Origin of the sequence: Microbacterium sp. UBA7513, from assembly GCF_002478345.1 — a bacterium.
GTDB lineage: Bacteria > Actinomycetota > Actinomycetes > Actinomycetales > Microbacteriaceae > Microbacterium.
Genome location: NZ_DLNJ01000020.1, coordinates 124,174 through 144,433, shown reverse-complemented (window position 1 = coordinate 144,433; position 20,260 = coordinate 124,174). Strand labels below are relative to the sequence as shown.

Annotated in this window: 20 protein-coding genes, 1 tRNA gene and 1 pseudogene; 8 read left to right on the top strand and 14 right to left on the bottom strand. The window is 69.5% G+C overall.

The features are described from left to right. Window positions 1-115 precede the first annotated feature (115 nt). Window positions 116-589 (top strand): Lrp/AsnC family transcriptional regulator, encoded by a 474-nt coding sequence (locus B2W79_RS11265; protein ID WP_071328577.1) that lies wholly within the window; start codon window positions 116-118, stop codon window positions 587-589. On the opposite strand, the gene B2W79_RS11260 is transcribed toward B2W79_RS11265, so the two are convergent. Then, a complete protein-coding gene (locus tag B2W79_RS11260; protein WP_071328576.1) occupies window positions 561-1,460 on the bottom strand; it encodes an alpha/beta fold hydrolase in 900 nt (299 codons plus the stop codon). The genes B2W79_RS11265 and B2W79_RS11260 overlap by 29 nt on opposite strands. Before the next feature lie 138 nt (window positions 1,461-1,598). Here B2W79_RS11260 and B2W79_RS11255 point away from each other — a divergent pair, with 138 nt between their 5' ends. Then, window positions 1,599-2,513, top strand: a complete 915-nt coding sequence (locus B2W79_RS11255; protein ID WP_292789574.1) for a helix-turn-helix transcriptional regulator — start codon at window positions 1,599-1,601, stop codon at window positions 2,511-2,513. A 185-nt stretch (window positions 2,514-2,698) separates the two neighbouring features. Next, window positions 2,699-3,016, top strand: a complete 318-nt coding sequence (locus B2W79_RS11250; RefSeq protein ID WP_060921991.1) for a hypothetical protein — start codon at window positions 2,699-2,701, stop codon at window positions 3,014-3,016. 53 nt (window positions 3,017-3,069) lie between these two features. Here the strand turns inward: B2W79_RS11250 and B2W79_RS11245 are convergent, their stop codons facing one another. From B2W79_RS11245 to B2W79_RS11215, 8 genes and pseudogenes are all read right to left on the bottom strand, one after another. Continuing rightward, a complete protein-coding gene (locus B2W79_RS11245; protein WP_071328575.1) occupies window positions 3,070-3,330 on the bottom strand; it encodes a DUF6458 family protein in 261 nt (86 codons plus the stop codon). 108 nt (window positions 3,331-3,438) lie between these two features. After that, a complete protein-coding gene (locus B2W79_RS17610) occupies window positions 3,439-4,131 on the bottom strand; it encodes an FAD-binding oxidoreductase (protein ID WP_371259837.1) in 693 nt (230 codons plus the stop codon). Window positions 4,132-4,275: 144 nt separating this feature from the next. Continuing rightward, window positions 4,276-4,653, bottom strand: a pseudogene (locus tag B2W79_RS17605) (globin domain-containing protein); the annotation flags it as partial. An 89-nt stretch (window positions 4,654-4,742) separates the two neighbouring features. Further along, the gene (locus B2W79_RS11235) at window positions 4,743-5,249 is read right to left on the bottom strand and encodes a hypothetical protein (protein ID WP_071328573.1); all 507 of its coding nucleotides are present in this window, start codon (window positions 5,247-5,249) and stop codon (window positions 4,743-4,745) included. A gap of 147 nt (window positions 5,250-5,396) precedes the next feature. After that, entirely contained in the window at window positions 5,397-7,163 is a 1,767-nt protein-coding gene (locus tag B2W79_RS11230) for a DUF5979 domain-containing protein (protein WP_292789570.1), read from the bottom strand. Between the two features lie 306 nt (window positions 7,164-7,469). Then, window positions 7,470-7,982: a hypothetical protein gene (locus B2W79_RS11225; protein WP_292789568.1), complete on the bottom strand. Its 513-nt coding sequence runs from the start codon at window positions 7,980-7,982 to the stop codon at window positions 7,470-7,472. A 94-nt stretch (window positions 7,983-8,076) separates the two neighbouring features. Beyond that, a tRNA-Ile gene (locus tag B2W79_RS11220) sits at window positions 8,077-8,150 on the bottom strand. Window positions 8,151-8,179: 29 nt separating this feature from the next. After that, the gene (locus tag B2W79_RS11215; RefSeq protein WP_071328570.1) at window positions 8,180-8,716 is read right to left on the bottom strand and encodes a gamma carbonic anhydrase family protein; all 537 of its coding nucleotides are present in this window, start codon (window positions 8,714-8,716) and stop codon (window positions 8,180-8,182) included. Between the two features lie 130 nt (window positions 8,717-8,846). Here B2W79_RS11215 and B2W79_RS11210 point away from each other — a divergent pair, with 130 nt between their 5' ends. After that, the gene (locus tag B2W79_RS11210; protein ID WP_071328569.1) at window positions 8,847-9,332 is read left to right on the top strand and encodes a Dps family protein; all 486 of its coding nucleotides are present in this window, start codon (window positions 8,847-8,849) and stop codon (window positions 9,330-9,332) included. A gap of 63 nt (window positions 9,333-9,395) precedes the next feature. Here the strand turns inward: B2W79_RS11210 and B2W79_RS11205 are convergent, their stop codons facing one another. From B2W79_RS11205 to B2W79_RS11185, 5 genes are read right to left on the bottom strand one after another with little or no spacing between them, the layout of a single operon-like run. Then, window positions 9,396-10,892: an amidohydrolase gene (locus B2W79_RS11205; protein ID WP_292789566.1), complete on the bottom strand. Its 1,497-nt coding sequence runs from the start codon at window positions 10,890-10,892 to the stop codon at window positions 9,396-9,398. Beyond that, window positions 10,889-11,530, bottom strand: a complete 642-nt coding sequence (locus B2W79_RS11200) for an FMN-binding negative transcriptional regulator (protein WP_292789564.1) — start codon at window positions 11,528-11,530, stop codon at window positions 10,889-10,891. Before B2W79_RS11200 ends, B2W79_RS11205 begins: the two co-directional genes overlap by 4 nt. A gap of 42 nt (window positions 11,531-11,572) precedes the next feature. Continuing rightward, window positions 11,573-12,571, bottom strand: a complete 999-nt coding sequence (locus tag B2W79_RS11195) for an Fpg/Nei family DNA glycosylase (RefSeq protein WP_292789562.1) — start codon at window positions 12,569-12,571, stop codon at window positions 11,573-11,575. Between the two features lies 1 nt (window position 12,572). Next, window positions 12,573-13,058, bottom strand: a complete 486-nt coding sequence (locus tag B2W79_RS11190) for a ribose-5-phosphate isomerase (RefSeq protein WP_060922011.1) — start codon at window positions 13,056-13,058, stop codon at window positions 12,573-12,575. Window positions 13,059-13,091: 33 nt separating this feature from the next. Continuing rightward, the gene (locus tag B2W79_RS11185; protein ID WP_292789559.1) at window positions 13,092-14,276 is read right to left on the bottom strand and encodes a ferrochelatase; all 1,185 of its coding nucleotides are present in this window, start codon (window positions 14,274-14,276) and stop codon (window positions 13,092-13,094) included. 170 nt (window positions 14,277-14,446) lie between these two features. Between B2W79_RS11185 and pepN the strand changes: the two genes are divergently transcribed. The 4 genes from pepN (at window position 14,447) to B2W79_RS11165 (ending at window position 20,258) form a co-directional block, all read left to right on the top strand. Next, window positions 14,447-16,999: an aminopeptidase N gene (pepN, locus tag B2W79_RS11180; RefSeq protein ID WP_292789557.1), complete on the top strand. Its 2,553-nt coding sequence runs from the start codon at window positions 14,447-14,449 to the stop codon at window positions 16,997-16,999. Between the two features lie 75 nt (window positions 17,000-17,074). Beyond that, complete coding sequence (locus tag B2W79_RS11175) at window positions 17,075-18,151, top strand: mechanosensitive ion channel family protein (RefSeq protein WP_292789555.1); 1,077 nt, start codon at window positions 17,075-17,077, stop codon at window positions 18,149-18,151. Further along, window positions 18,148-18,597 (top strand): globin, encoded by a 450-nt coding sequence (locus B2W79_RS11170; RefSeq protein ID WP_292789553.1) that lies wholly within the window; start codon window positions 18,148-18,150, stop codon window positions 18,595-18,597. The genes B2W79_RS11175 and B2W79_RS11170 overlap by 4 nt, the downstream gene beginning before the upstream one ends. Beyond that, window positions 18,594-20,258, top strand: a complete 1,665-nt coding sequence (locus tag B2W79_RS11165) for an FAD-binding dehydrogenase (RefSeq protein ID WP_292789551.1) — start codon at window positions 18,594-18,596, stop codon at window positions 20,256-20,258. The genes B2W79_RS11170 and B2W79_RS11165 overlap by 4 nt, the downstream gene beginning before the upstream one ends. Window positions 20,259-20,260 lie beyond the last annotated feature (2 nt).

The following is a 20,260-nucleotide window of genomic DNA, read 5'->3' as shown; positions in this document are numbered from 1 at the left end:
TCATCACCGGCATGGTCTGAGGGTACGTCCGGTCAGCACCTCGCTCAAGCAACTCAATACTGATTGAGCATGTTGCTCATTTTTCTCCGCTGCCGTGCTGCTAGGGTTTGGCACTATGCCTGGACTGGACCGGATCGACCTCGAGCTTCTCGCCGCCCTCGCCGACGACCCGCGCGTGACGATCGTCGCTCTCGCCGAGCGCATGGGTCTGTCGCGCAACACCATCCAGGCGCGGATGGCCCGGCTGGAGCAGAGCGGCGTCTTCCTCTCCTACGAGCGCGCCTTCTCCCCCGACGTCCTGGGGTTCCCGCTGCAGGCGTTCGTCAGCATCGGCGTCCGGCAGACCGAACTCCCCCGCATCATCAACGAGCTGGCGCGCATTCCGGAGGTCGTCCAGGCGCACGGCCTGAGCGGCTCCATCGATCTGCTGGCGCGTGTCGCGTGCCGCGACGCCCGTCATCTGTTCGACACGGACGCCCGGATCCTCTCGATCGAAGGTGTGGAGCGGACCGAGACTTCGCTCGCCATGGGTGAGGTGATCCCGTTCCGGGTGGCCGGGCTCATCGGCCTCGCGCGACGGGAATCCTGAGGAACCGACGGATCGCCCCGGCCGCTTCGGCCGGGGTCTCGTAGTGGATCAGGTGACCCACCTGGGCGATCTCGACAAGAGACGCGTCGGGGAAGAGCGTCACCAGCTTCCGCTCCGCCTCGATCGGGGTGATGTCGTCGCGCTGGGCGGCGATGAGGAGTGTGGGCACGTCGATTGCCGGGGCGAACTCCCTGACGTCGTGCGAGACGCTGGCGACGAAGGCGTCGTGCAGTACGTCACGATCGGAGAACCGCGAGAAGTAGGTGTCGTGCTGGTCGTGGATGAACCGGCGCAGCTCCGGGTCCCGCGTCTTTGCCATGGTCATGCTCATCACGCGGACGATCACACGATTCCGCAGGAGCGCAGTCCCGATCCGCGGCGGGAGCTGGGCGCCGAGTGCGTAGTACAGCACGGCGAGCCGGGTCATGATCCCCTTCGGACCCTCGAGCGCCGGCGCGCCGATGGGGTTCACGAGGATCAGCCGCGGCGTCTCCAGTCCCCCGGCGACGGCGGCCGCGCTCACGATGGAGCCGAAGGAATGGCCGAGGATGACGGCACCCGGCGCCGTGGCTGCGGCGAAGTCGGTCAACCACCCCGCGTACTCCTGCAGGTCGTGACGACGACCGGGCAGCGGCGCGGACTCCCCGAATCCGGGCAGATCGGGCGCGAGCACGCGGAGCTCCGGAAGGAAGGCGATGACCGACTCGAGTCCGTGGTGCTCACCCCGGAAGCCGTGAACCGCGATGACGGTCGTCTCAGCGTCGTCCGGACCGTAGACCCAGTACGCCGTCGTTCCGCCGCGCACCTCCACCTCCTGGCGCTGCACCGGAATCCGGCTCAATCGCTCCGCATAGGGGGAAGGCACACTCATGGTCCGAGTCTACGAGGCCTCAGCGTTCCCGCCTGGTCGGTGGATACCCCCGGGGCGTCCCCACCGTCTTGTCAGTGGCGTGGGTTAGTGTCCAAGAAGCCCCGGACCCCCGAACGAGGCGCAGCAAGGAGTATGTCGGTGCAGTTCACATCCACGGACATCGAGCAGGTGGAGTCCACCTGGCAGCAGTTCGTGCCCTCGGCGACCCTCCAGGACGTGGACCCCCGCCGGTTCCGCTTCGACTGGCGCTCGGTGGAGGCGTCGTCCATGTCGCTCGTCCGCTATCAACTCGCGGCCCAGGTGCACTCCCGTGCCGAGCCGGAGGATCAGCTGCTGGTGTGTCGCGTCGATGCCACCGACGCCCGGATCTGGTCGGGCCGGCAAGGACTCGACGCCGGTCAGCCGTGGCTCACGGACGGCGTCCGGGTCGAGGCGAAGTGGAACCAGGTCGCCCGCGTCCGTGCTCTCGTGTTCGATCGCGCGGCGGCCCGCGACTCGATCAGGCAGATCACCGGCGACGACCGCCTCGAGCTCCGTGCCACCGGGCTCGCTCCGCACACGCGGGAGGACGGGGCACGGTGGGAGCGGATGTTCTCCTACATCGACGGCTCGTTCGGACCGGACGGCGCCGACCCCCTCATCGCCGCCGAGCTCGAGCGCCACGCCCTGCTGCTGACCATGTCGGCGTTCCCCACCACGTTCAGCGAGTCGCTGCACCGTCCGGCCCAACGCTCCGCGGCGCCGGCCTCGGTGCGCCGTGCTCTCGCCTTCATCGAGGACAATGCGCACCTGCCCATCACGGTGGACGATGTCGCGGCGGCGGCCTTCATCTCCACCCGAGGCCTGCAATACGCGTTCCGCCGCGCGCTCGACATGACACCGAACGAGGCCCTGCGGCGTGCCCGGCTCGACGGCGCACACCGCGATCTGCGACACGGCAAGGGCGCGTCGGTGTCCGCGGTCGCGCGCCGGTGGGGTTTCAGCAACGTCTCCCGCTTCGCCGTGGCGTATCGCGAGGCGTACGGGAATCCGCCCGTGTTGACCGCCCTGTGACGACCGACTGACACCGCGCGCATATTCTGTTCGCACCGGACGGCGCGTCGTCCTGATGCGCACGATGTCGTGCGCAAATTGGCTAGAGTCCAAGTATCCCCGGGAGCGGTCTGCCGTCTTCCCCCCACGTTCCCAAGGAGCGCCATGAACATTCCCGCAGCCCCCGCCGCGAAGGTCGGCTGACGATGGGCAGCCTGTACTACGGCGACACCCAGACGCCGATCCAGATCGAAGACCGCGCGCTCGCGCACCTCAAGGTCGTCATCGCCACGAAGCTGCGGCGGAACGAGAGCTTCACGCTCTCCTGGCGCCACCCGGAGGGCGACGCTCCCGGCCGTTCCACCCTGTGGCTGCACCCGTCGATCCCGCTCCGGTTCGTCTTCGACGAGGCCGAGACGCCCGAGCTGAGCCGTCGCTGGATCGAGGAGCTCGCGCATTCCGCGAACTCGAGCGGGGGTATCACCCTCGTCGAGGAACATCTCGAAGGCGCGGACGTCGTCTGACGAGAAGGGCCGCGGGTTCTCCCGCGGCCCTTCTCCTTTCCGTCTGCGTCCGTTCAGAGCCCTTCGTCGGAGCTCGAGCTGACGGACCGCCGGGTCGTGGGCTCCCCGGTCGCCGGGTCGACGTACGTCCGCGACACCGTCTCCGTGCGGCGCCGACGGGCGAGCAGCACGATGCCGATGAGGAAGATGATCACGCCGGCCCCCATGAGGATGTAGCCGACCATGTCCAGGTCGACCCACGGCACGTCGACGTTGATCGCGAACACGAGGATCGCTCCGATGACGAAGAGCGCGATTCCGCTGCCGATGCTCATAGTCTCTCCCGTTCCCGCGGCGCGGTGCCGCTCTCGGGGAGCATGCCAGTTCCCCGCGGGCTCGAGGAGGGGCTTGACACGGCCGCACTCAGAGCTTTCGACGCAGGCTCACGCAGCGCCGGACTTCGGCTGACGAGCCCAGCGATCCGGACCGAAGACCTCGTACTCGATGCGCTCCGGCGCGATGCCTCGTGCCACGAGGGCACCTCGAATCGCCTGCATGAACGGCAGCGGCCCGCACAGGAACACCCGCGCCGTCTGCGGGAGTTCGACGTCGGCCAGGTCCATCCGGCCGGAGCGCACCGCCGAGCCCTCCGCTTCGCTCGCCGAGTACCAGGTCAGCGCGCGCACGTCGTTCAATCGCTGCGCACGGTCGCGCACGTCGGCGACGAGAGCGTGGGTCTCCGGCTCCCGGTCCACGTGGAACAGGTGCACCGGCCGATCGGGACGCCGCTGCGCGAGATCGTCCACGATCGCTGCGACCGGCGTGATGCCGATTCCGGCCGAGATCAGGACCAGCGCGTCATCAGAATCGTCGAGGAGCAGATCCCCGGCGGGCTGGGAGACGTCGAGCACCGTCCCCACGTGGGCGTTCTCATGTAGCCAGGTGGAGACCTGACCGTCCGGTGCGCCGTCCGAGCCACGCACGCGCTTCACTGTGACGCGCAGCGCCGCACTGCCGCTCGCGGAAGAGATCGTGTACTGGCGGGGCTGGCGGGTGCCGTCCGGGAGGTCGACGGCCACGGCCACATACTGCCCGGTGCGATGGGGCAGTATGTGACCGTCGACCGGCTCCAGCACGAGGGAGATCGCGTCGCGGGCCTCCTCCACGCGTTCCACGACGCGGTGCGGCCGCCACGGGTGGTCCGGATCCGTGCCCGCCTCCGCGTAGAGGCGGGCCTCCTCCGCGATGAGCGAGCATCCGAAGAGCCAGTACACCTCATCCCAGGCTGCGCGCACAGCCGGGGTGACCGCCTCGCCGAGGACCTCGTCGACAGCAGCCAGGAGGTAGCGGCCCACTATCGTGTACTGCCGGGCCGACACCCCCAGCGAGACGTGGCGGTGGGCGATACGTCGCATCACCGGGGAGAAGTCCGGCGCGTCCGGATCGATGAGGTGGACGGCGAACGCCACGACGGACGCCGCCAGCGCCTTCGGCTGATCCCCCTGAGCCTGATGCGCGCGATTGAAGACGTTCAGCAGTTCCGGATGCGCCTCGAACATCCGCCGATAGAACAAGGTCGTGATCTCGTCGGCGTGGGTGGCGACGACGTCGGCGGTGGCGCGGACGATCGCTTCGGAATCCGTGGAGAGCTGCATGGCTGCCTTTCGGTCGGTGTCTGTTCAGCCTCTCGACGACGAGCGCGCCACGTCGACGCGGATACCGTGGAAAACAGGACTCCGACCCGCGCTCACCTCGCGTAGCCGTAGGACTCGACCCGCGGGAACGCGAGCCCATCGCCTTCGCCGGTCCACACGCCGGTGAAGCGCAGCTCGACATCGTCTCCGGCGTCGAGCGGCCCGTTCCACGTGACGGTGTTCTCCGCCGCGGAAGGGCGGCCCGAGGTCGCTTCCAGCGTCGACGCCGCCCAGGTCGAGTCGTCGAGGAGTCCGTCCAGGCGGAACGCGAGCGCGCTCTTCGTGGAGTCCACCTCGCCGTTGTTGAGGAACTGCATGGTGTACGTCACAGTGTCCCCCACCTGGGGATCGGTCGGACTCATGTTGAACGTGTACTGGAAGAAGAGACAGGCGGGCCCGACGCGCTGCGCGAGCACGCCCGTGCTCAACGGCTTCGACACGGCCGGGTCCGCAGGGGTCGCCTCCGCGTGGGCGGCGGGAGCGAGCGCCGCTCCACCGAGCGAGAGAGCGGCCGCGACGCCGAAGGCGGCAGAGGCACGGGCAATGAGCGTCTTGTTCATGAGAGATGCCTTTCTCCGACGCGCTGCGGCGTCGGCGTGGTCATCGAGGGAGACTCCTCGATGACCATGAGACGCCGAATGGCACGATCGATCACGCGACGACGAAGAAATCGTCGCGTGATCGATCTGCCTGGCCTCTCCTAGCTCTCAATCACCGGCGCGCGAACCTGCCATCCGATGGCGAACGCCGAGCGCTGTCAGTCCCGCAAGCAGCAGCAGCGCTCCCAGGGCGAGCGGGCCGGCGGGTCCCTCGGATCCAGTGAGGGCGAGAGCGCCACCCGGAGGGGGCGGAGGAGTGACGGCGGTCCCATTGGTGAGGACCACCGCGACCGTCGCGTCTTCGGCGACCGTGAGCGTCGCGCCGCCGTCGCGGACGTCGACTCCTTCGCCGCTGAAGCGCGGGCTCTTCCACGTGACGTCCTCCACGGCGCTTGGCGCCTTCTCGCGGAGCGTGACGACTGTTCCCGCCGGCAGATCCGCGAGTCCCTCGCTCTTCCCGGCGCGGAGCGTGAGTTCACCGGTGACGGTCTGCTCCGCGAGCTCGTACGAGTACTCCACGGTGAACGTCTGGTCCGCAGGAACCAGGGACGTCCCCGGACCCGTGACCTTCTTGGTCACCGTGAAGCCCCCGACCGGCGGCGGCGTGACCGTCGTCGGGTTGGTGAGCGTCACCGCGACCGTCGTGCCCCGTGCGATCGTGACGGTGGCACCGCCATCGGTGATCGCCACGCCCGTGCCGGAGAAGACCGGCGCCTGCCAGCTCACGCCGTCGACGTCCTCCGGTGTGATCTCCGACAAGGTGACGACCGTTCCCGCCGGCAGATCCTTCAGACCATCGGTCTCCCCAGACCGCAAGGCGAGCTCGCCCTCCACCGTCTGTCCTGCGCGCTGATACGAGTAGGCCACCCGGAACTCGCGACCGTCGGGGACCAGAGCCGCGCCGGAACCCTTGACCTCCTTGGTCACGGTGAACCCGCCGACCGGGAGCACCCCTTCGCCATCTCCCCCGCCCTGGGAGTAGATGACCGGTGTGCTCTCGGTGACCCACCGGGAGCCGGCCACGGTGTTGTGGAACGCATCACCGGGACGGACGTCGGCGGGCAGAGCCGTCTTGTAACGGAGCACGTAGATCGCGTCGGCGACGATCGGCGCGTCCACCGTCACCGTGAACGACTCGGAGCTGACCTCCGTGACGGTGAAATCGCTGCCCGACTGCAGCGCCGTGGACACGGTGTACTTGCCTCCCGCCCAGTCCTTCGCGAGTACGTACGCCACGGTGACGGACGCGGGATCGAGCACGAGGCCAGCCGTGAACGTGTCGGTGAGCGTCGGAGTCTCCCCGGCCAACGCGGAGGACGGGATGTTCACACCCCACGCGATGTTCCGACCGTTGAGCGTCACGTCGCCCCACTTGGTCGGGGTCGTCGGCGCCGGGAACTCCGGGACCGGCCCGATCCCGCCGGGAACGTCGACCGGAACGACGGTCCCGCCGCCCGTCGTGAACGGGATCTCCGTCAGCGTGGTCTCCTCGTCTGCCCTGGCACGGAAGTGGAGGGTGCCGCTGACGTCGGTGTGGCTGTCGACGTAGTCCGTGAGCGTGCACACGAGCTCACCGGTCGACACCTCGCAGGTTCCGACGGTCTGGCCGTCCGGCGCCGTCAGGGCGAAGGAATCCCGCACCCCGGTCAGGCTCGGGCTCGTCGGAAACGCGAGGCGGAACGTGTCCCCCGCGGTCGCCGTGTCCGGCACCGCCCAGGTCGCTTCGAACGCGATCCGGTCCCAGACCTTGATCTGGTCGGTGGGTTCGGTGATGGTCAACGAGGTGATCCCCGCCACCTCCGCAGCGCGGGCCGTAGCCGGCGTCGCGATGACGGCCGCAAGGGCCGCCAGACAGATCGCGAGCAGAGCACCCACGAACGTCGTCAGGCGCGTTCCCCGCGCGCCCGATCTGATTGCATGCTGAATGACTGGCACTTTCGACTCCCCAGATGATCGATGAACTCGCGCGGATGGCTTCTTCCGCGCGAGTGATGTCCCCAGGAAGGGATGCAGAACGGCGCATTCTGTTACGCGGTTCGGCCGAACGAGTTCTTCGCGGCACACGCAATATGCCGTGATCCTGCGGAAAACGGCGTCATGAAACGGTCACCTCGTCATCTCTCCTGTGACGGATCGCTTCCCCTTCCGACGCGTCCGTCCGTCTGTAGAGGCATTCGCCGTCTACCTGGTGCCGGGGGCATCGTTGTCTCTCCCCGCTCCCGGCACCTCCTTTCGCAGCGCGTCGATGCTCCACCGGTAGCGCTTCAGCCCGGCGAGCAGGATCGCGGCGGACGTGAAGACGAAGACCGGGTATCGGAACGGTGCAAGCGGTCCGAGGAAGAGGAGCATCGTCACGCCGAACGTCACCGTGAGCAGCGCGGCGACTCCCGCCGCGATCCGGGTCCACAGCCCGACGGCCAGCAACAGAGCGAGGGCGGTCTCCAGAGCCGTCGCCGACACGGCCGCCGTGTCCACCACCACGTCGACGGGGATCGGGACGAGCTGGGCCGTGTACGCACGGAAAATCGTCCACGATCCCCACGACACACCATCTGCCCCCGGGCCGCCGAGGAGCCCGAACCGATCGGCGACGGCGAGGGCGAAACTCGCCGCGACCGCGAGACGCACCGCGAGCTGCCCCACGTCCTCGATCCGACGACGCGTCTCCGCGTTCGGCCCACTCGTGGTCGTCATGGCTCTTGCTCCGATCCGGAGGCTGACGGGCGTCGAGACCTCCAGAGGAGAGACAGGAGAGCGCCGCGACGATTACGACAGACGCGACGGGTAGTAGGGCGGGTCGGACTTGAACCGACGATCGTTGGGTTATGAGCCCACTGCCTTAACCAGCTTGGCCACCGCCCCGTACCGCCCCAGCCTAGCGGGGCGAGGGCTCACGCCTCGCTCGCCTGTGTGTGCGTGGCCGCATGCTCCAGGTAGATCGCGGCATTCGCCAGTAGCGAGGCGCGTTCGTCGTCCGAGAGCGACCTGCGCACCTTTGCAGGAACGCCTGCCACCAGGGAACCCGGCGGCACCTCGGTCCCACCGAGCACGACCGCGCCGCCGGCGATCAGGCAGCCTTCTCCGATCACGGCGCCGCTGAGGACGACGGCCCCCATCCCGATGAGAGAGCCGTCACCGATCGTGCAGCCGTGCACGACAGCGTTGTGCCCGATCGACACCCGTGACCCGACGAGGACGGGATGCCCGGCGTCGACGTGGATCGACACGTTGTCCTGCACGTTGCTGCCAGCACCGATGACGATCGGCGAGGAGTCTCCGCGAAGCACCGCGTTGTACCAGACGCTGGCGCCGGCTCCGAGCGACACCGCGCCGACGATGCGGGCGCCGTCCGCGACGAAGGCGGTGTCGTCGAGCTCGGGGGTGCGATCCGGGAGGGCGAGGACGGAGGCTCCGGCAGCGATGCTCATGAGGCGAGACTACCCTCACTCCCCCGGAATCACGCGGAAGTGAGTGGAGCCTCAGCTTCCTTGCGGAATGCCTGAGCCTGAGTAACGTTGTACTCGTCAGACAGAGAACTTCATTCGGAGGAGCAAGAAGATGAGCAAGGCCCAGACCGTTTCCACCACCGCCATCGACCCGACTGTGGCCGCCGGTGCGGCGCAGTTCCTCTCCCCCGTCGTCCTCGGCCTCCAGGCGCTGACCGTCAACGGCAAGCAGGCGCACTGGCACGTCCGCGGCGCCAACTTCGTCGGCGTGCACGAGCTGCTCGACACGATCGTCGCCCACGCGGGTGACTTCGCCGACACCGCGGCCGAGCGCATCGTCGCTCTGGGCCTGCCGATCGACGCGCGCGTGAACGCCGTCGCCGAGAAGGCCGGCGCCACCGGCGTTCCCGCCGGTTTCGCGCAGTCGGACGAGCTGATCCGTGCCGTGATCGCCGACATCGACGCGATCCTCGTCGATGTGAAGGCGGCCGTGGAAGGCCTCGACGACGTCGACCTCACGAGCCAGGACGTGGCGATCGAGATCCAGCGCGGGCTGGAGAAGGACCGCTGGTTCCTCGTGTCGCACATCGCGGCCTGACACCACGTTCACGACGAAGGGCGGCTCCGGTCCGGGGCCGCCCTTCGTCGTGTGCGCGCCGCCTCAGGCGACGTGCGTGAGGCGACCGCCGAGCAGCGTCGTGGCGACCGGCATCGTCCGGAGCCCCGCCGCGTCAGCAGTGCGAGGATCACTCCCGAGGATCACGATGTCCGCGCTCTGACCGGGACGGAGCGACGTGCGGACACTCGCGTCGAGGGCCTGATCCAGCGTCAGCCGCTCCTCGGGATGCCAGGCGGCCCGGTCGTCGTCGGTGCGCCAGACCGCCGCGGAGATCGCGTGCCAGGGGTCGAGCGGGGCGACCGGCGCATCGGAGCCGAAGCGCACCTCCGCCCCCGCCGACAGCAGCGAGGCGAGGGGGTAGCCGATCGCGGTCTGCTCCGCCCAGTGGTGCTCGACGAGGTCGCGGTCGTCCACCGCATGCTGGGGCTGGACGCTCGCGCGTACCCCGAGCCGGGCGAATCGGGCGAGGTCGGCGTGCCGCACCAGTTGCGCATGCTCCATCGACCCCGTGGCACCGGAAGCGCCGAACGCGTCGAGGGCCGCCGTCACGGCGCGATCGCCGATCGCGTGCACGGCGACCTCGATCCCCGCTCCCGCCGCCGTGATCAGCAGCGCCGTGAGCTCCTCCGGAGGCACCGTCAGCGCCCCGTAGTTCGCGGGGTCGCCAGGGTAGGAGTGTGAGCACGCCGCGGTACGGGTGCCGAGCGAGCCGTCGCTGATCACCTTCAACGACCCGACCCGCACGAGCGACCCGACCAGCCCGGTCGGATCCGACACCGCAAGGCGCTCCCCCGTGCGGAGGCCCGCGGCGATCGCCCGATCGAGATCCGCCGGGTAGAACGCGAACTCGACACGGTGCGCGGCGAAGCCCGCGAGGATCCGCCGCGGCCAGGCATCGGCGTTCCACGCCATGTCGAAGTCGACCAGACCGGTCACGCCCCGTGCCGCGGCGGCCGCCCCCGCACGGATGACCGCCTCATCGCTGTGGGCAGGATCGACGGCATTGAGCCGGCGGGAGATCTCGAACGCGTCCTCCTCGCGGAGCAGACCGTCGTCTCCGCGGAAGCCCTCGCGCGCCAGGGCCGCCGAGTTCAGCCAGACGCTGTGCACGTCCGCATTGATCAGGTAGGTGGGCACGACGCCAGTCTCGGCATCGAGCGCGGCCACAGATGGCCGATCCGGCCACAGCGCGTCCCGGAACCCCGTGCCGATCCGCCGTCCGTCCGGCAGCACGGGCGCGTCGCGCATCAGCCTCGCGGCCTCGGCGGCCGAGTCCGCCGCATCGAGCGGCACGCGCTCCACGGCGAGGGCCCACTGCACGGTGTGCACATGGTTGTCCCAGAGCCCGGGCACCGCCCAGGCACCGTCGGCCTCGATGACCTCGCCGCGCGTCGGCAGGCCCCCGGTCGGCGCGATGTCGACGATGCGTCCGTCGGCGAGGTGGAGGTCGACGGGCTCATCATCCAGCAGGAACTCCCGCCCCGGACCCACGGGGCGGACGGCACGGACCGTTCCGACCTCGACACCGAGGGCGCTCACGCCCCGCCACCCGTCCGTGCGTCCTGCGCACGACGCATCTCCGCCGCGAGGGCGGCGTTCGCGTACGGTCCTTCGGCGTGCAGCGCCGCGATCACCGCCTCGATGGTCTCCGCGGGCTTGTTCTGACTCAGCTTCCGCTTGGCGACGACCTTCGTCGGGGTGAGGCGGAAGCCGACCGTCCCGGATTCGAGTCTCTCGATAAAGGCCGCGTCGTTCGGACGCTGCCACATCAGGCGCGGGTCGGGCACGCGCGACTCGAATCGCGCGACCAGGGCATCGAGCACACGGAGGTTCTCCGCGGTGCTGAGGACCTCGGGAACGCCCGACAGGTGCACCGCGGTGTAGTTCCATGTCGGCACCGCGGGGACGTCGCCGTACCAGCCCGGGGAGATGTACCCGTGCGGCCCTTGGAAGGCGAGCAGGATCTCCCGCTGCCCGAGACCGTGGATGGCGTCGTCCGGGCGGCCCACGTGCCCCACGACCGTCAGATCATCGCGGTCGTCGTCGAGGAGGACGGCATAGTGCGAGGCGACCAGACCCCCTTCGGGTGCGCTCACCACCGTCGCCCACGGGCTGGCGTCGATGACGCGGCGGATCTCGGCCACATCGGCGAGCGTGAAGCTCGGATTCTGTCGCATGGATCCCAGCCTAGAGCGGCGGGAGCCCCGGTGATCCCGCCCTCAGGCCTGACAGCGCGGGCACCAGTACAGCTTGCGGGCGCCGATCTCCTCCAACGCGATCTCTGTCCCGCAGACCCGGCACGGCAGGCCGGCCCGGTGGTAGACCCAGTGACGATCGTCGCGGCTCGCCATCGCTGCGCGGTACTGCTCGGGAGACAGCCCGTCCATGGTCATCATCTGACCCGTCTCCACGCCGATGGCCAGCAATCGCACCCAGTCATGCCAGAGCGCCCTGACGACATCCTCCGGGACGTCGCGGCCGGGCGTGTGCGGGTTCAGCCGCTGCCGGTAGAGCATCTCGGCGCGGTACACGTTGCCGATGCCGCTGACGACCGCCTGGTCCATCAGCAACAGCGCGATCGGGGTCGGCTTTTTCCGCACGGCGCGGACGAACCGCTCTTCGTTCTCCGCCGGATCGCCGACGAGCGGATCGGGACCGAGCTTGGCCACCGTCGCCAGCATCTCCTCGGGAGTCTGCAACACGCAGGCGGTGGGACCGCGCAGGTCGGCAACCGTGATGTCGGTCATGAGGCGCAGCCGCACCTGACCCACCACGGGCGGCGGCCATTCGTCGACCTCGTCGGTCAGCCCCTTGGTCTGCTCGGACATCCGCACGTGGACCCTGGCGCGCCGCGGCGCCCCGATCGAGGCGAGGGAGTTCTCCCCCGCGTCGTCGAGGATCGCCTCGTCGAGAGCGGTGCCGCGCTGATTGGTCTGGCCCATCCGGCCGTTGGCCGACGCGATGGTGGGGTCGACGAGGATCTCCCCCGCGAAGTCCCAGGCACCGTAGAGTCCGAGGTGCACGCGCAGCCAGAGGTCGCCCTCCGCTTCGAGGAACATCTGCTTGCCCACGGCCTGCACGCTCACGGCTTGGCGTCCGTCGAGCACGGCAGCGCCCTCGGCGAATCGTCCCTGCGGGCTGGAGGCGCTCATCGTCTTGCCGACGAAGTTGCGATCGAACTGCCGCGCGATGCGGTGGACGGAATGCCCCTCGGGCATGTCAGGCTCGGGGGTCCGGGAGGAGCGAGCCGTCGCGCTCGAAATCGGCGATCTGTCCGATGCGCCGGACGTGCCGCTCGTCCCCCGAGAACGGCGTGGCGATGAACCGGTCGATGAATGCCGTCACCTCGTCGTAGGTGTGCTGACGGGCTCCGATGGAGATGACGTTCGCGTCGTTGTGCTCCCGCGCGAGCTCAGCCGTCGAGAGGTTCCAGACGAGAGCCGCGCGGACCCCGGCGACCTTGTTCGCGGCGATCTGCTCGCCGTTGCCCGAGCCGCCGAAGACGACGCCGAGCGCCGGCACCCCGGTCGCCTGATCCACGACGACGGCCTGCGCCGCCCGGATGCAGAAGGCCGGGTAGTCGTCGAGCGCGTCGTACTCCACCGGACCGTGGTCGATCACCTCGTGCCCCGCGGCGCGGAGATGCTCCTGCAGCCGGGTCGAGAACTCGAGTCCGGCGTGATCGGTGGCGATGTGGATGCGCATGGTCTCCATCCTAGGATCCGCTCCGTCCGCGACTCAGGGGGCGATGCCGGCAGCCGCGGGCTTGAACCCCGCGCGCACGTTCTCGCAGCACCCGGGACGGCAGACGTCGAACGCACCGGGCAGATCGGTGACGTGCGGACGCTCCGCGTTCGGGCGACCCTGCAGGCGCTCCTCGATGAGGTCGACGATGCCCTCGACGAAAGCCTCGCGGACACCGGGCGTCGGCGTGCGGACGAAGGCGAGGCCCGCCTCCTCCGCGGCCTCGGCGGCCTCGGTGTCGAGATCCCAGAGGACCTCCATGTGATCACTCATGAAGCCGACGGGGACCACGATGACCGCCTTGCGACCGCGCGCCGGGAGCTCCGCGATCACGTCGCAGACGTCGGGCTCCAGCCAGGGCTGCGACGCGGGGCCGGAACGCGACTGGTAGACGAGCTCCCAGGGCACGTCGGCGGCTCCCGGGACGGCGGCCCGCACCTGCTCCATCGTCCATTCCGACACGGCGAGGTGCTGGGCGGCGTAGGCCCCGCCCTCGCCCCAGTCGATGTCGCGGGCGCCGGAGCGCTCGGCGTCGGCGGTCGGGATGCTGTGCGTGGAGAAGAGGACCTGGATCTCGGTCGGCGCGAAGCCCTGGTCGAGGTAGCCCTGCACCGACTCCCGCACGCCCGCCTCGAAGGCCTCGACGAAGCCGGGGTGGTCGTAGAAGGGACGGATCTTGTCGATGGTGACCGTCTCGCCGAGGCCGGTGTCGGTCAGCACGCGGGCGAAGTCCTCGCGGTACTGGCGGCAGCTGGAGAACGAACTGTAGGCGCTCGTTGCGAAGGCGAGGAGGGTGGTGTGGCCGTTGGCGGACGCCTCGGGGAGCACGTCCTCGAGGTACGGACCCCAGTTGCGGTTGCCCCAGTACACCGGGAGGTCGATCCCCCGGGCCGCGAGCGCCTTCTCCAGCGCCTCCTTGAGCACGCGGTTCTGGCCGTTGATCGGGCTCACGCCGCCGAAGTGACGGTAGTGGTGCGCGACCTCCTCCAGCCGCTCGTCCGGGATGCCCCGACCACGCGTCACGTTCCGGAGGAAGGGGATCACGTCCTCCTGGCCCTCCGGGCCGCCGAAGCTCGCCAAGAGGATGGCGTCGTAGGCGACGGGCGTGGTCACATAGGGGTCGCCGCCGGCAGCGGCGGGCGAGGCAAAGGGAACGACATTCGGCTCGATCGCGGTCACCCCTCCATCTTCCCACCTCCGCGGACGACGAGCGTCCGCACGACCGTGACTATCCCCGGTTCGTGAGGATCGACGGCGCGCGCGTCGCTCTGGCGTAGGCTGTCATGGTTGCCGTCGGCGCCAACTGCGCCGACCCCCGGTTACATCCCCTCACCCCTGGGAGTACAGCTTTGCCTGGAGAGAACCTCACCCGAATCGAAGCGCAGGAGCGCCGCGACGTCGTCGACACGCACTCCTATGAGGTCGCCCTCGATCTGACCAAGGGCGCCGAGGTCTTCGGTTCCCGGAGCGTCGTGCGCTTCTCCGCGTCCCCCGACAGCTTCACCTTCATCGACCTCATCGCCCGCGACGTGCGCGAGATCTCGCTCAACGGAGAGCAGCTCGACCCGCGCGAGGTCTTCGCAGACTCCCGGATCGCACTCGCCGGGCTGCAGGAGGAGAACGTCCTCGTCGTCGACGCCGACTGCCTGTACACCAACACCGGCGAGGGCCTGCACCGCTTCGTCGACCCGGTGGACGGCGAGGTGTACCTCTACTCGCAGTTCGAGGTGCCCGACTCCCGTCGTGTGTTCGCCGTCTTCGAGCAGCCCGACCTCAAGGCCACCTTCCAGTTCACGGTGACCGCCCCCGCGGAGTGGAAGGTCGTCTCCAACTCCCCCACCCCGGAGCCCATCGTCCACGACGACGGGGTCTCGGCCACCTGGGGCTTCGAGCCCACGCCCCGGATCTCCTCCTACATCACGGCTCTCGTCGCCGGACCGTACGAGGCCACCTTCTCGGAGCTCACCAGCGCCTCGGGCCGCGTGATCCCGCTCGGCGTCTACGGACGCAAGAGCCTCTGGCAGCACCTGGACGCCGACTACATCTTCGACAAGACCCGTGAGGGCTTCGCCTACTTCGAGTCCAAGTTCGGCGTGCCGTACCCGTTCGCCAAGTACGACCAGCTCTTCGTCCCCGAGTTCAACGCCGGCGCGATGGAGAACGCAGGAGCGGTGACGTTCACCGAGACGTACGTCTTCCGCAGCAAGGTGACCGACGCCGTCAAGGAGCGTCGCGTCGTGACGATCCTGCACGAGCTCGCCCACATGTGGTTCGGGGATCTCGTCACCATGAAGTGGTGGAACGACCTCTGGCTCAACGAGTCGTTCGCGGAGTGGGCGTCCACCATCGCGACGGCCGAGGCGACCGAGTGGACCGAGGCCTGGACCACCTTCAACGCGATGGAGAAGACCTGGGCGTACCGCCAGGACCAGCTCCCCTCCACGCACCCGATCGTCGCCGAGATCAACGACCTCGAAGACGTGCAGGTCAACTTCGACGGCATCACCTACGCCAAGGGCGGCTCGGTCCTCAAGCAGCTCGCCGCGTGGGTCGGCATCGAGGCGTTCTTCGCCGGTGTCTCGCAGTACTTCCAGAAGCACTCCTGGGGCAACACCGAGCTCAGCGACCTGCTGACGGAGCTGGAGGCCACGAGCGGCCGCGATCTCGGCACCTGGTCGAAGAAGTGGCTGGAGACGGCCGGTGTGAACACCCTCGAGCCCGTCGTGGCCGAGGACGACAACGGCAAGATCTCGCGCTTCGCCATCACCCAGACGGCTCCGGCCGACTACCCGACCATCCGTCCGCACCGTCTCGGCATCGGCTTCTACTCGCTGCAGGACGGCGCACTTACGCGCATCCACCACATCGAGGTCGACGTGGACGGCGACCGCACCGAGGTCCCCGAGCTCCAGGGCCTCGACCGTCCCGACCTCATCCTCCTCAACGACGACGACCTCGCGTACGCGAAGATCCGTCTCGACGAGAAGTCGCTCGCGACCGCGATCGCCCACCTCGCCGACATCCACGATCCCCTCGCCCGCTCGCTCGTCTGGGGAGCAGCCTGGGACCAGACCCGCGACGCGGAGACGGCGGCGTCCGACTACATCGACCTCGTTCTCGGCAACATCGGCCGGGAGACCGAGTCCGCCACGGTCCGCACCACCCTCGCGCAGCTGCGCACGGCCGCGACCCTGTACGTCGCCCCGGCGGAGCGCGAAGCGGCACGGCTGAAGGTGGCGGATGGCCTCTGGGCACTCGCCGAGTCGGCGGAGGCCGGCAGCGACAGCCAGCTCCAGTTCGTCACCGCCTTCGCGAACAACCTGGTGACGCCGGAGCACGCCGGCATCGTCGGGCGTCTGCGCTCGGGTGAGGAGACGCTCCCCGGGCTCGAGGTGGACGCCGACCTGAGCTGGCAGCTCCTCGTCGGCCTCGCGACGATCGGCGCGACCGACGCCGGTGCCATCGACGCCGCGCTCGCCGCCGACAACACCGCCAAGGGTGCGGAGTTCGCCGCGCAGGCGCGGGCCGCTCTTCCGGACGCTGCCGCGAAGCAGGAGGCCTGGGACGCGCTGATCGCGCGCGACGACGCCCCGAACACGATCGTCCGCTCGGCTGCCCTCGGCTTCGTCCATCCGGCGGGTGTGGAGGTGCTGGGCGCCTTCGTGCCGCAGTACTTCGACATGCTCCTGCCGGTGTGGGAGTCGCGGACCTACCAGATCGCGCAGTACCTGATCGTCGGGCTCTTCCCCACCGCTCTCGCCGACGTCGCGCTGCGCGACGCGACGCGGGGCTGGCTCTCCGAGCACCAGGACGCGCCGCCCGCTCTGCGCCGTCTCGTGCTGGAGAACCTCGCGGACGTGGAGCGTGCCCTCGCCGCGCAGTCCCGCGACGCCGAGGACTGACCCTCCACCACCGACACGGGCCTCTGCCGCCGCTCTTCCAGCCGGCGCAGAGGCCCTCTCGGTACCATCGAGACGATGCTGATATCCGCTGAGACGACCCCCACGCCGACGCCCGCCGAACTCCCCCCGTGGGTGGTGGACATGCTCGCGCTGCTGACCAAGGTCGGCGGCAAGCTCCTCCAGATCGCCCTGATCATCGGCGCCTGCGTCCTCATCGCGCTCGTACTGCGCCGGGTGATCAGGCGGGTCGTGCACCGCATCGTCGACACCGCCAAGAACAGGGCCGCCGTCGACGACACGCAGGCGCTGGAACGCTCCCCGTTGGCCGACATGCGACTGGTCCAGCGCACACGCACACTCGGCACCATCCTGCAGAACATCGTCAACGTGATGCTCGTGATCGTCGCGATCATCCTCATCGTCAACGCGATCGACAATGCTCTCCTCGGATCGCTCACCCTTCTCACGGCGGCGGTCGGTGCAGGCCTCGGTTTCGGTGCCCAGAACATCGTCAAGGACGTGCTGAACGGCATCTTCCTCGTCGCCGAGGACCAGATCGGCATCGGCGACGTCGTCGACCTCGGGCTGGCGAGCGGCGTCGTCGAGTACGTCAGTGTGCGCGTGACCCAGGTGCGGGACGTGAACGGGACCCTCTGGTACGTGCGCAACGGCGAAGTGACCCGGATCGGGAACATGTCGCAGGGCTGGGCACGTGCCATCGTCGACATCGGTGTGGCGCCGGATTCCGACCTCGAGCAGGTCGAGCACATCCTGCTGGAGACGGCGCAGGGCCTGGCGAAAGACCCGAAGTGGCGCACCCGCATCGTGGAGAAGCCGGAACTGTGGGGCCTGGAGTCGGTGGACGGGGACGCCCTCGTGGTGCGCGCCGTCATCAAGACCAGGGCGAACGCGCGCGACGACGTGGCGCAGGAGCTCCGACGCCGTCTCCGGGCCGCTCTGCTGGAGAAGGAGATCGACGTGCCGCGTCTCGCGGACGTCGTGCCCACCGGACTGGAGGGTGCGCGCCGCGTCCGGGGCGCCAACCCGCCGAAGACGCGCCCCAACGCCGTCACCGGGGTGCCCGTCATCCCGGATCGCGGCATCTGGCGGCGCAAGAAGAACACCGGCGGCGACGGGAGTGCAGACAAGTGACGTTCTACGACGAGGTCGGTGGGCGCGAGACGTTCGCGAGGATCGTCTCGGTGTTCTATCGCGAGGTGGCTCTCGACACCGTGCTCAAGCCGATGTACCCGGAGGAGGACCTCGGTCCGGCCGAGGAGCGCCTGCTCCTGTTCCTCGAGCAGTACTGGGGCGGCCCGAGCACCTACGGCGAGACCCGCGGCCATCCCCGCCTGCGGATGCGTCACATGCCCTTCCGGGTCGACCCCGACGCCCGGGATCGTTGGCTTCGTCACATGCGCACCGCCGTGGACGAGGCGCAGTTGTCCCCGTTGCACGAAACCACTCTCTGGGACTACCTGGAGCGCGCCGCCTATGCCATGGTGAACACATTCGAGCCGTCCGGCATCGGCACGGCACCGCAGGGGCGCACGACCCTGGAGACCCGCTCCCGTCAGGAATCAACGGAGACCCCATGACGACCACACCCCCGACCGCAGACGTCCTGGTGATCGGTTGGGGGTTGGCGGGTCTCGTCGCCGCCGCGGAGGCCCTCGAGGCCGGGCGTCGGGTCGTCATCGTGGACCAGGAACCGCGGACGAACCTGGGCGGGCAGGCGTGGTGGTCCTTCGGCGGGCTGTTCTTCGTGGATTCTCCGGAACAGCGCCGCCTCGGCATCACCGACTCGCTCGAGCTCGCGACCCAGGACTGGTTCGGCACCGCCGGATTCGACCGCCCCGAGGACGAGTGGCCACGGCGCTGGGCCGAGGCCTACCTGGAGTTCGCGGCCGGCGAGAAGCGCTCGTGGCTCCGCGCCCGCGGTGTCGGCTTCTTCCCGGTGGTCGGCTGGGCCGAGCGCGGCGGCTACGGCGCCCTCGGTCCGGGGAACTCGGTCCCTCGCTTCCACATCACGTGGGGCACCGGGCCGGGGATCGTCGCGCCGTTCGCGGCCGCCGTCGAGCAGGGAGAGCGCGAGGGACGGCTCACCGTCCTCGCCCGACACCGCGTCGAGGAACTCATCCTCACCGATGGACGCGTGACCGGTGCGCGCGGGAGCGTGCTGGCGTCGGACGGCTCCGCCCGGGGCGTCCCCTCGTCCCGAGACGTGATCGGCGCGTTCGAGATCGACGCGACGGCGACGATCGTGGCCTCCGGGGGCATCGGCGGAAACCATGACCTCGTCCGCGCGGCCTGGCCCTCGCGCCTCGGCACTCCCCCGGCGCACATGCTCTCCGGCGTGCCGGCCTATGTCGACGGCTCGATGCAGAGCGTGAGCGCCGCCGCCGGAGCCCGCCTCATCAACGGCGACCGGATGTGGCACTACGTGGAAGGCATCACGAACTGGGACCCGGTGTGGCCGCAGCACGGCATCCGCATCCTGCCCGGGCCCTCGTCACTGTGGCTCGACGCGACCGGACACCGGCTCCCCGTGCCGCTCTTCCCCGGCTTCGACACCCTCGGCACGCTCGAGCACCTGCGGCGGACGGGCCACGACCACTCCTGGTTCGTGACCTCGCGGCGGATCGTGGAGAAGGAGTTCGCCCTGTCCGGCAGCGAGCAGAACCCGGACCTCACGGGGAAGGACGTGGCCCTGCTCCTCAAATCCCGCCTCGCGAAAGGGCCGACGGGGCCCGTGCAGTCGTTCCTCGACGAGGGCGAGGACTTCATCGTCGAGAACGACCTGGAGTCGCTGCTGGAGCAGATGGCGGCCCACCCCGGGGGCGAGCTCCTGGACATCGACGCCGTACGCCGCGAGGTGGTCGCCCGGGACCGGGAGATGGTCAACGACTTCAGCAAGGACCCGCAGATCGGCATGCTGCGCTCGATGCGGGCCTACCGCGGCGACAAGCTCATCCGCACCGCGGCCCCGCATCGGCTCCAGGACCCCACCGCCGGGCCGCTGATCGCCGTCAAGCTGCACGTGCTCACCAGGAAGTCCCTCGGGGGGATCAACACGGATCTCGACGGTCGCGCCCTGGATGGAAGCGGCGCGCCGATTCCCGGTCTCTTCGCCGCGGGCGAGGCCAGCGGCTTCGGCGGCGGAGGCGCGCACGGCTACCGAGCCCTGGAGGGCACGTTCCTCGGCGGGTGCCTGTTCTCCGGCCGTCAGGCCGGACGCGCAGCGGCTGCCCTCGGCTGATC

What these genes read in the sequence shown, in the direction of transcription:
- B2W79_RS11265 (WP_071328577.1), top strand. Translation starts at nt 116, where the DNA reads ATGCCTGGACTGGACCGGATCGACCTCGAGCTTCTCGCCGCCCTCGCC.
- B2W79_RS11260 (WP_071328576.1), bottom strand. Translation starts at nt 1,460, where the DNA reads ATGAGTGTGCCTTCCCCCTATGCGGAGCGATTGAGCCGGATTCCGGTG.
- B2W79_RS11250 (WP_060921991.1), top strand. Translation starts at nt 2,699, where the DNA reads ATGGGCAGCCTGTACTACGGCGACACCCAGACGCCGATCCAGATCGAA.
- B2W79_RS11245 (WP_071328575.1), bottom strand. Translation starts at nt 3,330, where the DNA reads ATGAGCATCGGCAGCGGAATCGCGCTCTTCGTCATCGGAGCGATCCTC.
- B2W79_RS11235 (WP_071328573.1), bottom strand. Translation starts at nt 5,249, where the DNA reads ATGAACAAGACGCTCATTGCCCGTGCCTCTGCCGCCTTCGGCGTCGCG.
- B2W79_RS11225 (WP_292789568.1), bottom strand. Translation starts at nt 7,982, where the DNA reads ATGACGACCACGAGTGGGCCGAACGCGGAGACGCGTCGTCGGATCGAG.
- B2W79_RS11215 (WP_071328570.1), bottom strand. Translation starts at nt 8,716, where the DNA reads ATGAGCATCGCTGCCGGAGCCTCCGTCCTCGCCCTCCCGGATCGCACC.
- B2W79_RS11210 (WP_071328569.1), top strand. Translation starts at nt 8,847, where the DNA reads ATGAGCAAGGCCCAGACCGTTTCCACCACCGCCATCGACCCGACTGTG.
- B2W79_RS11200 (WP_292789564.1), bottom strand. Translation starts at nt 11,530, where the DNA reads ATGCGACAGAATCCGAGCTTCACGCTCGCCGATGTGGCCGAGATCCGC.
- B2W79_RS11195 (WP_292789562.1), bottom strand. Translation starts at nt 12,571, where the DNA reads ATGCCCGAGGGGCATTCCGTCCACCGCATCGCGCGGCAGTTCGATCGC.
- B2W79_RS11190 (WP_060922011.1), bottom strand. Translation starts at nt 13,058, where the DNA reads ATGCGCATCCACATCGCCACCGATCACGCCGGACTCGAGTTCTCGACC.
- B2W79_RS11175 (WP_292789555.1), top strand. Translation starts at nt 17,075, where the DNA reads ATGCTGATATCCGCTGAGACGACCCCCACGCCGACGCCCGCCGAACTC.
- B2W79_RS11165 (WP_292789551.1), top strand. Translation starts at nt 18,594, where the DNA reads ATGACGACCACACCCCCGACCGCAGACGTCCTGGTGATCGGTTGGGGG.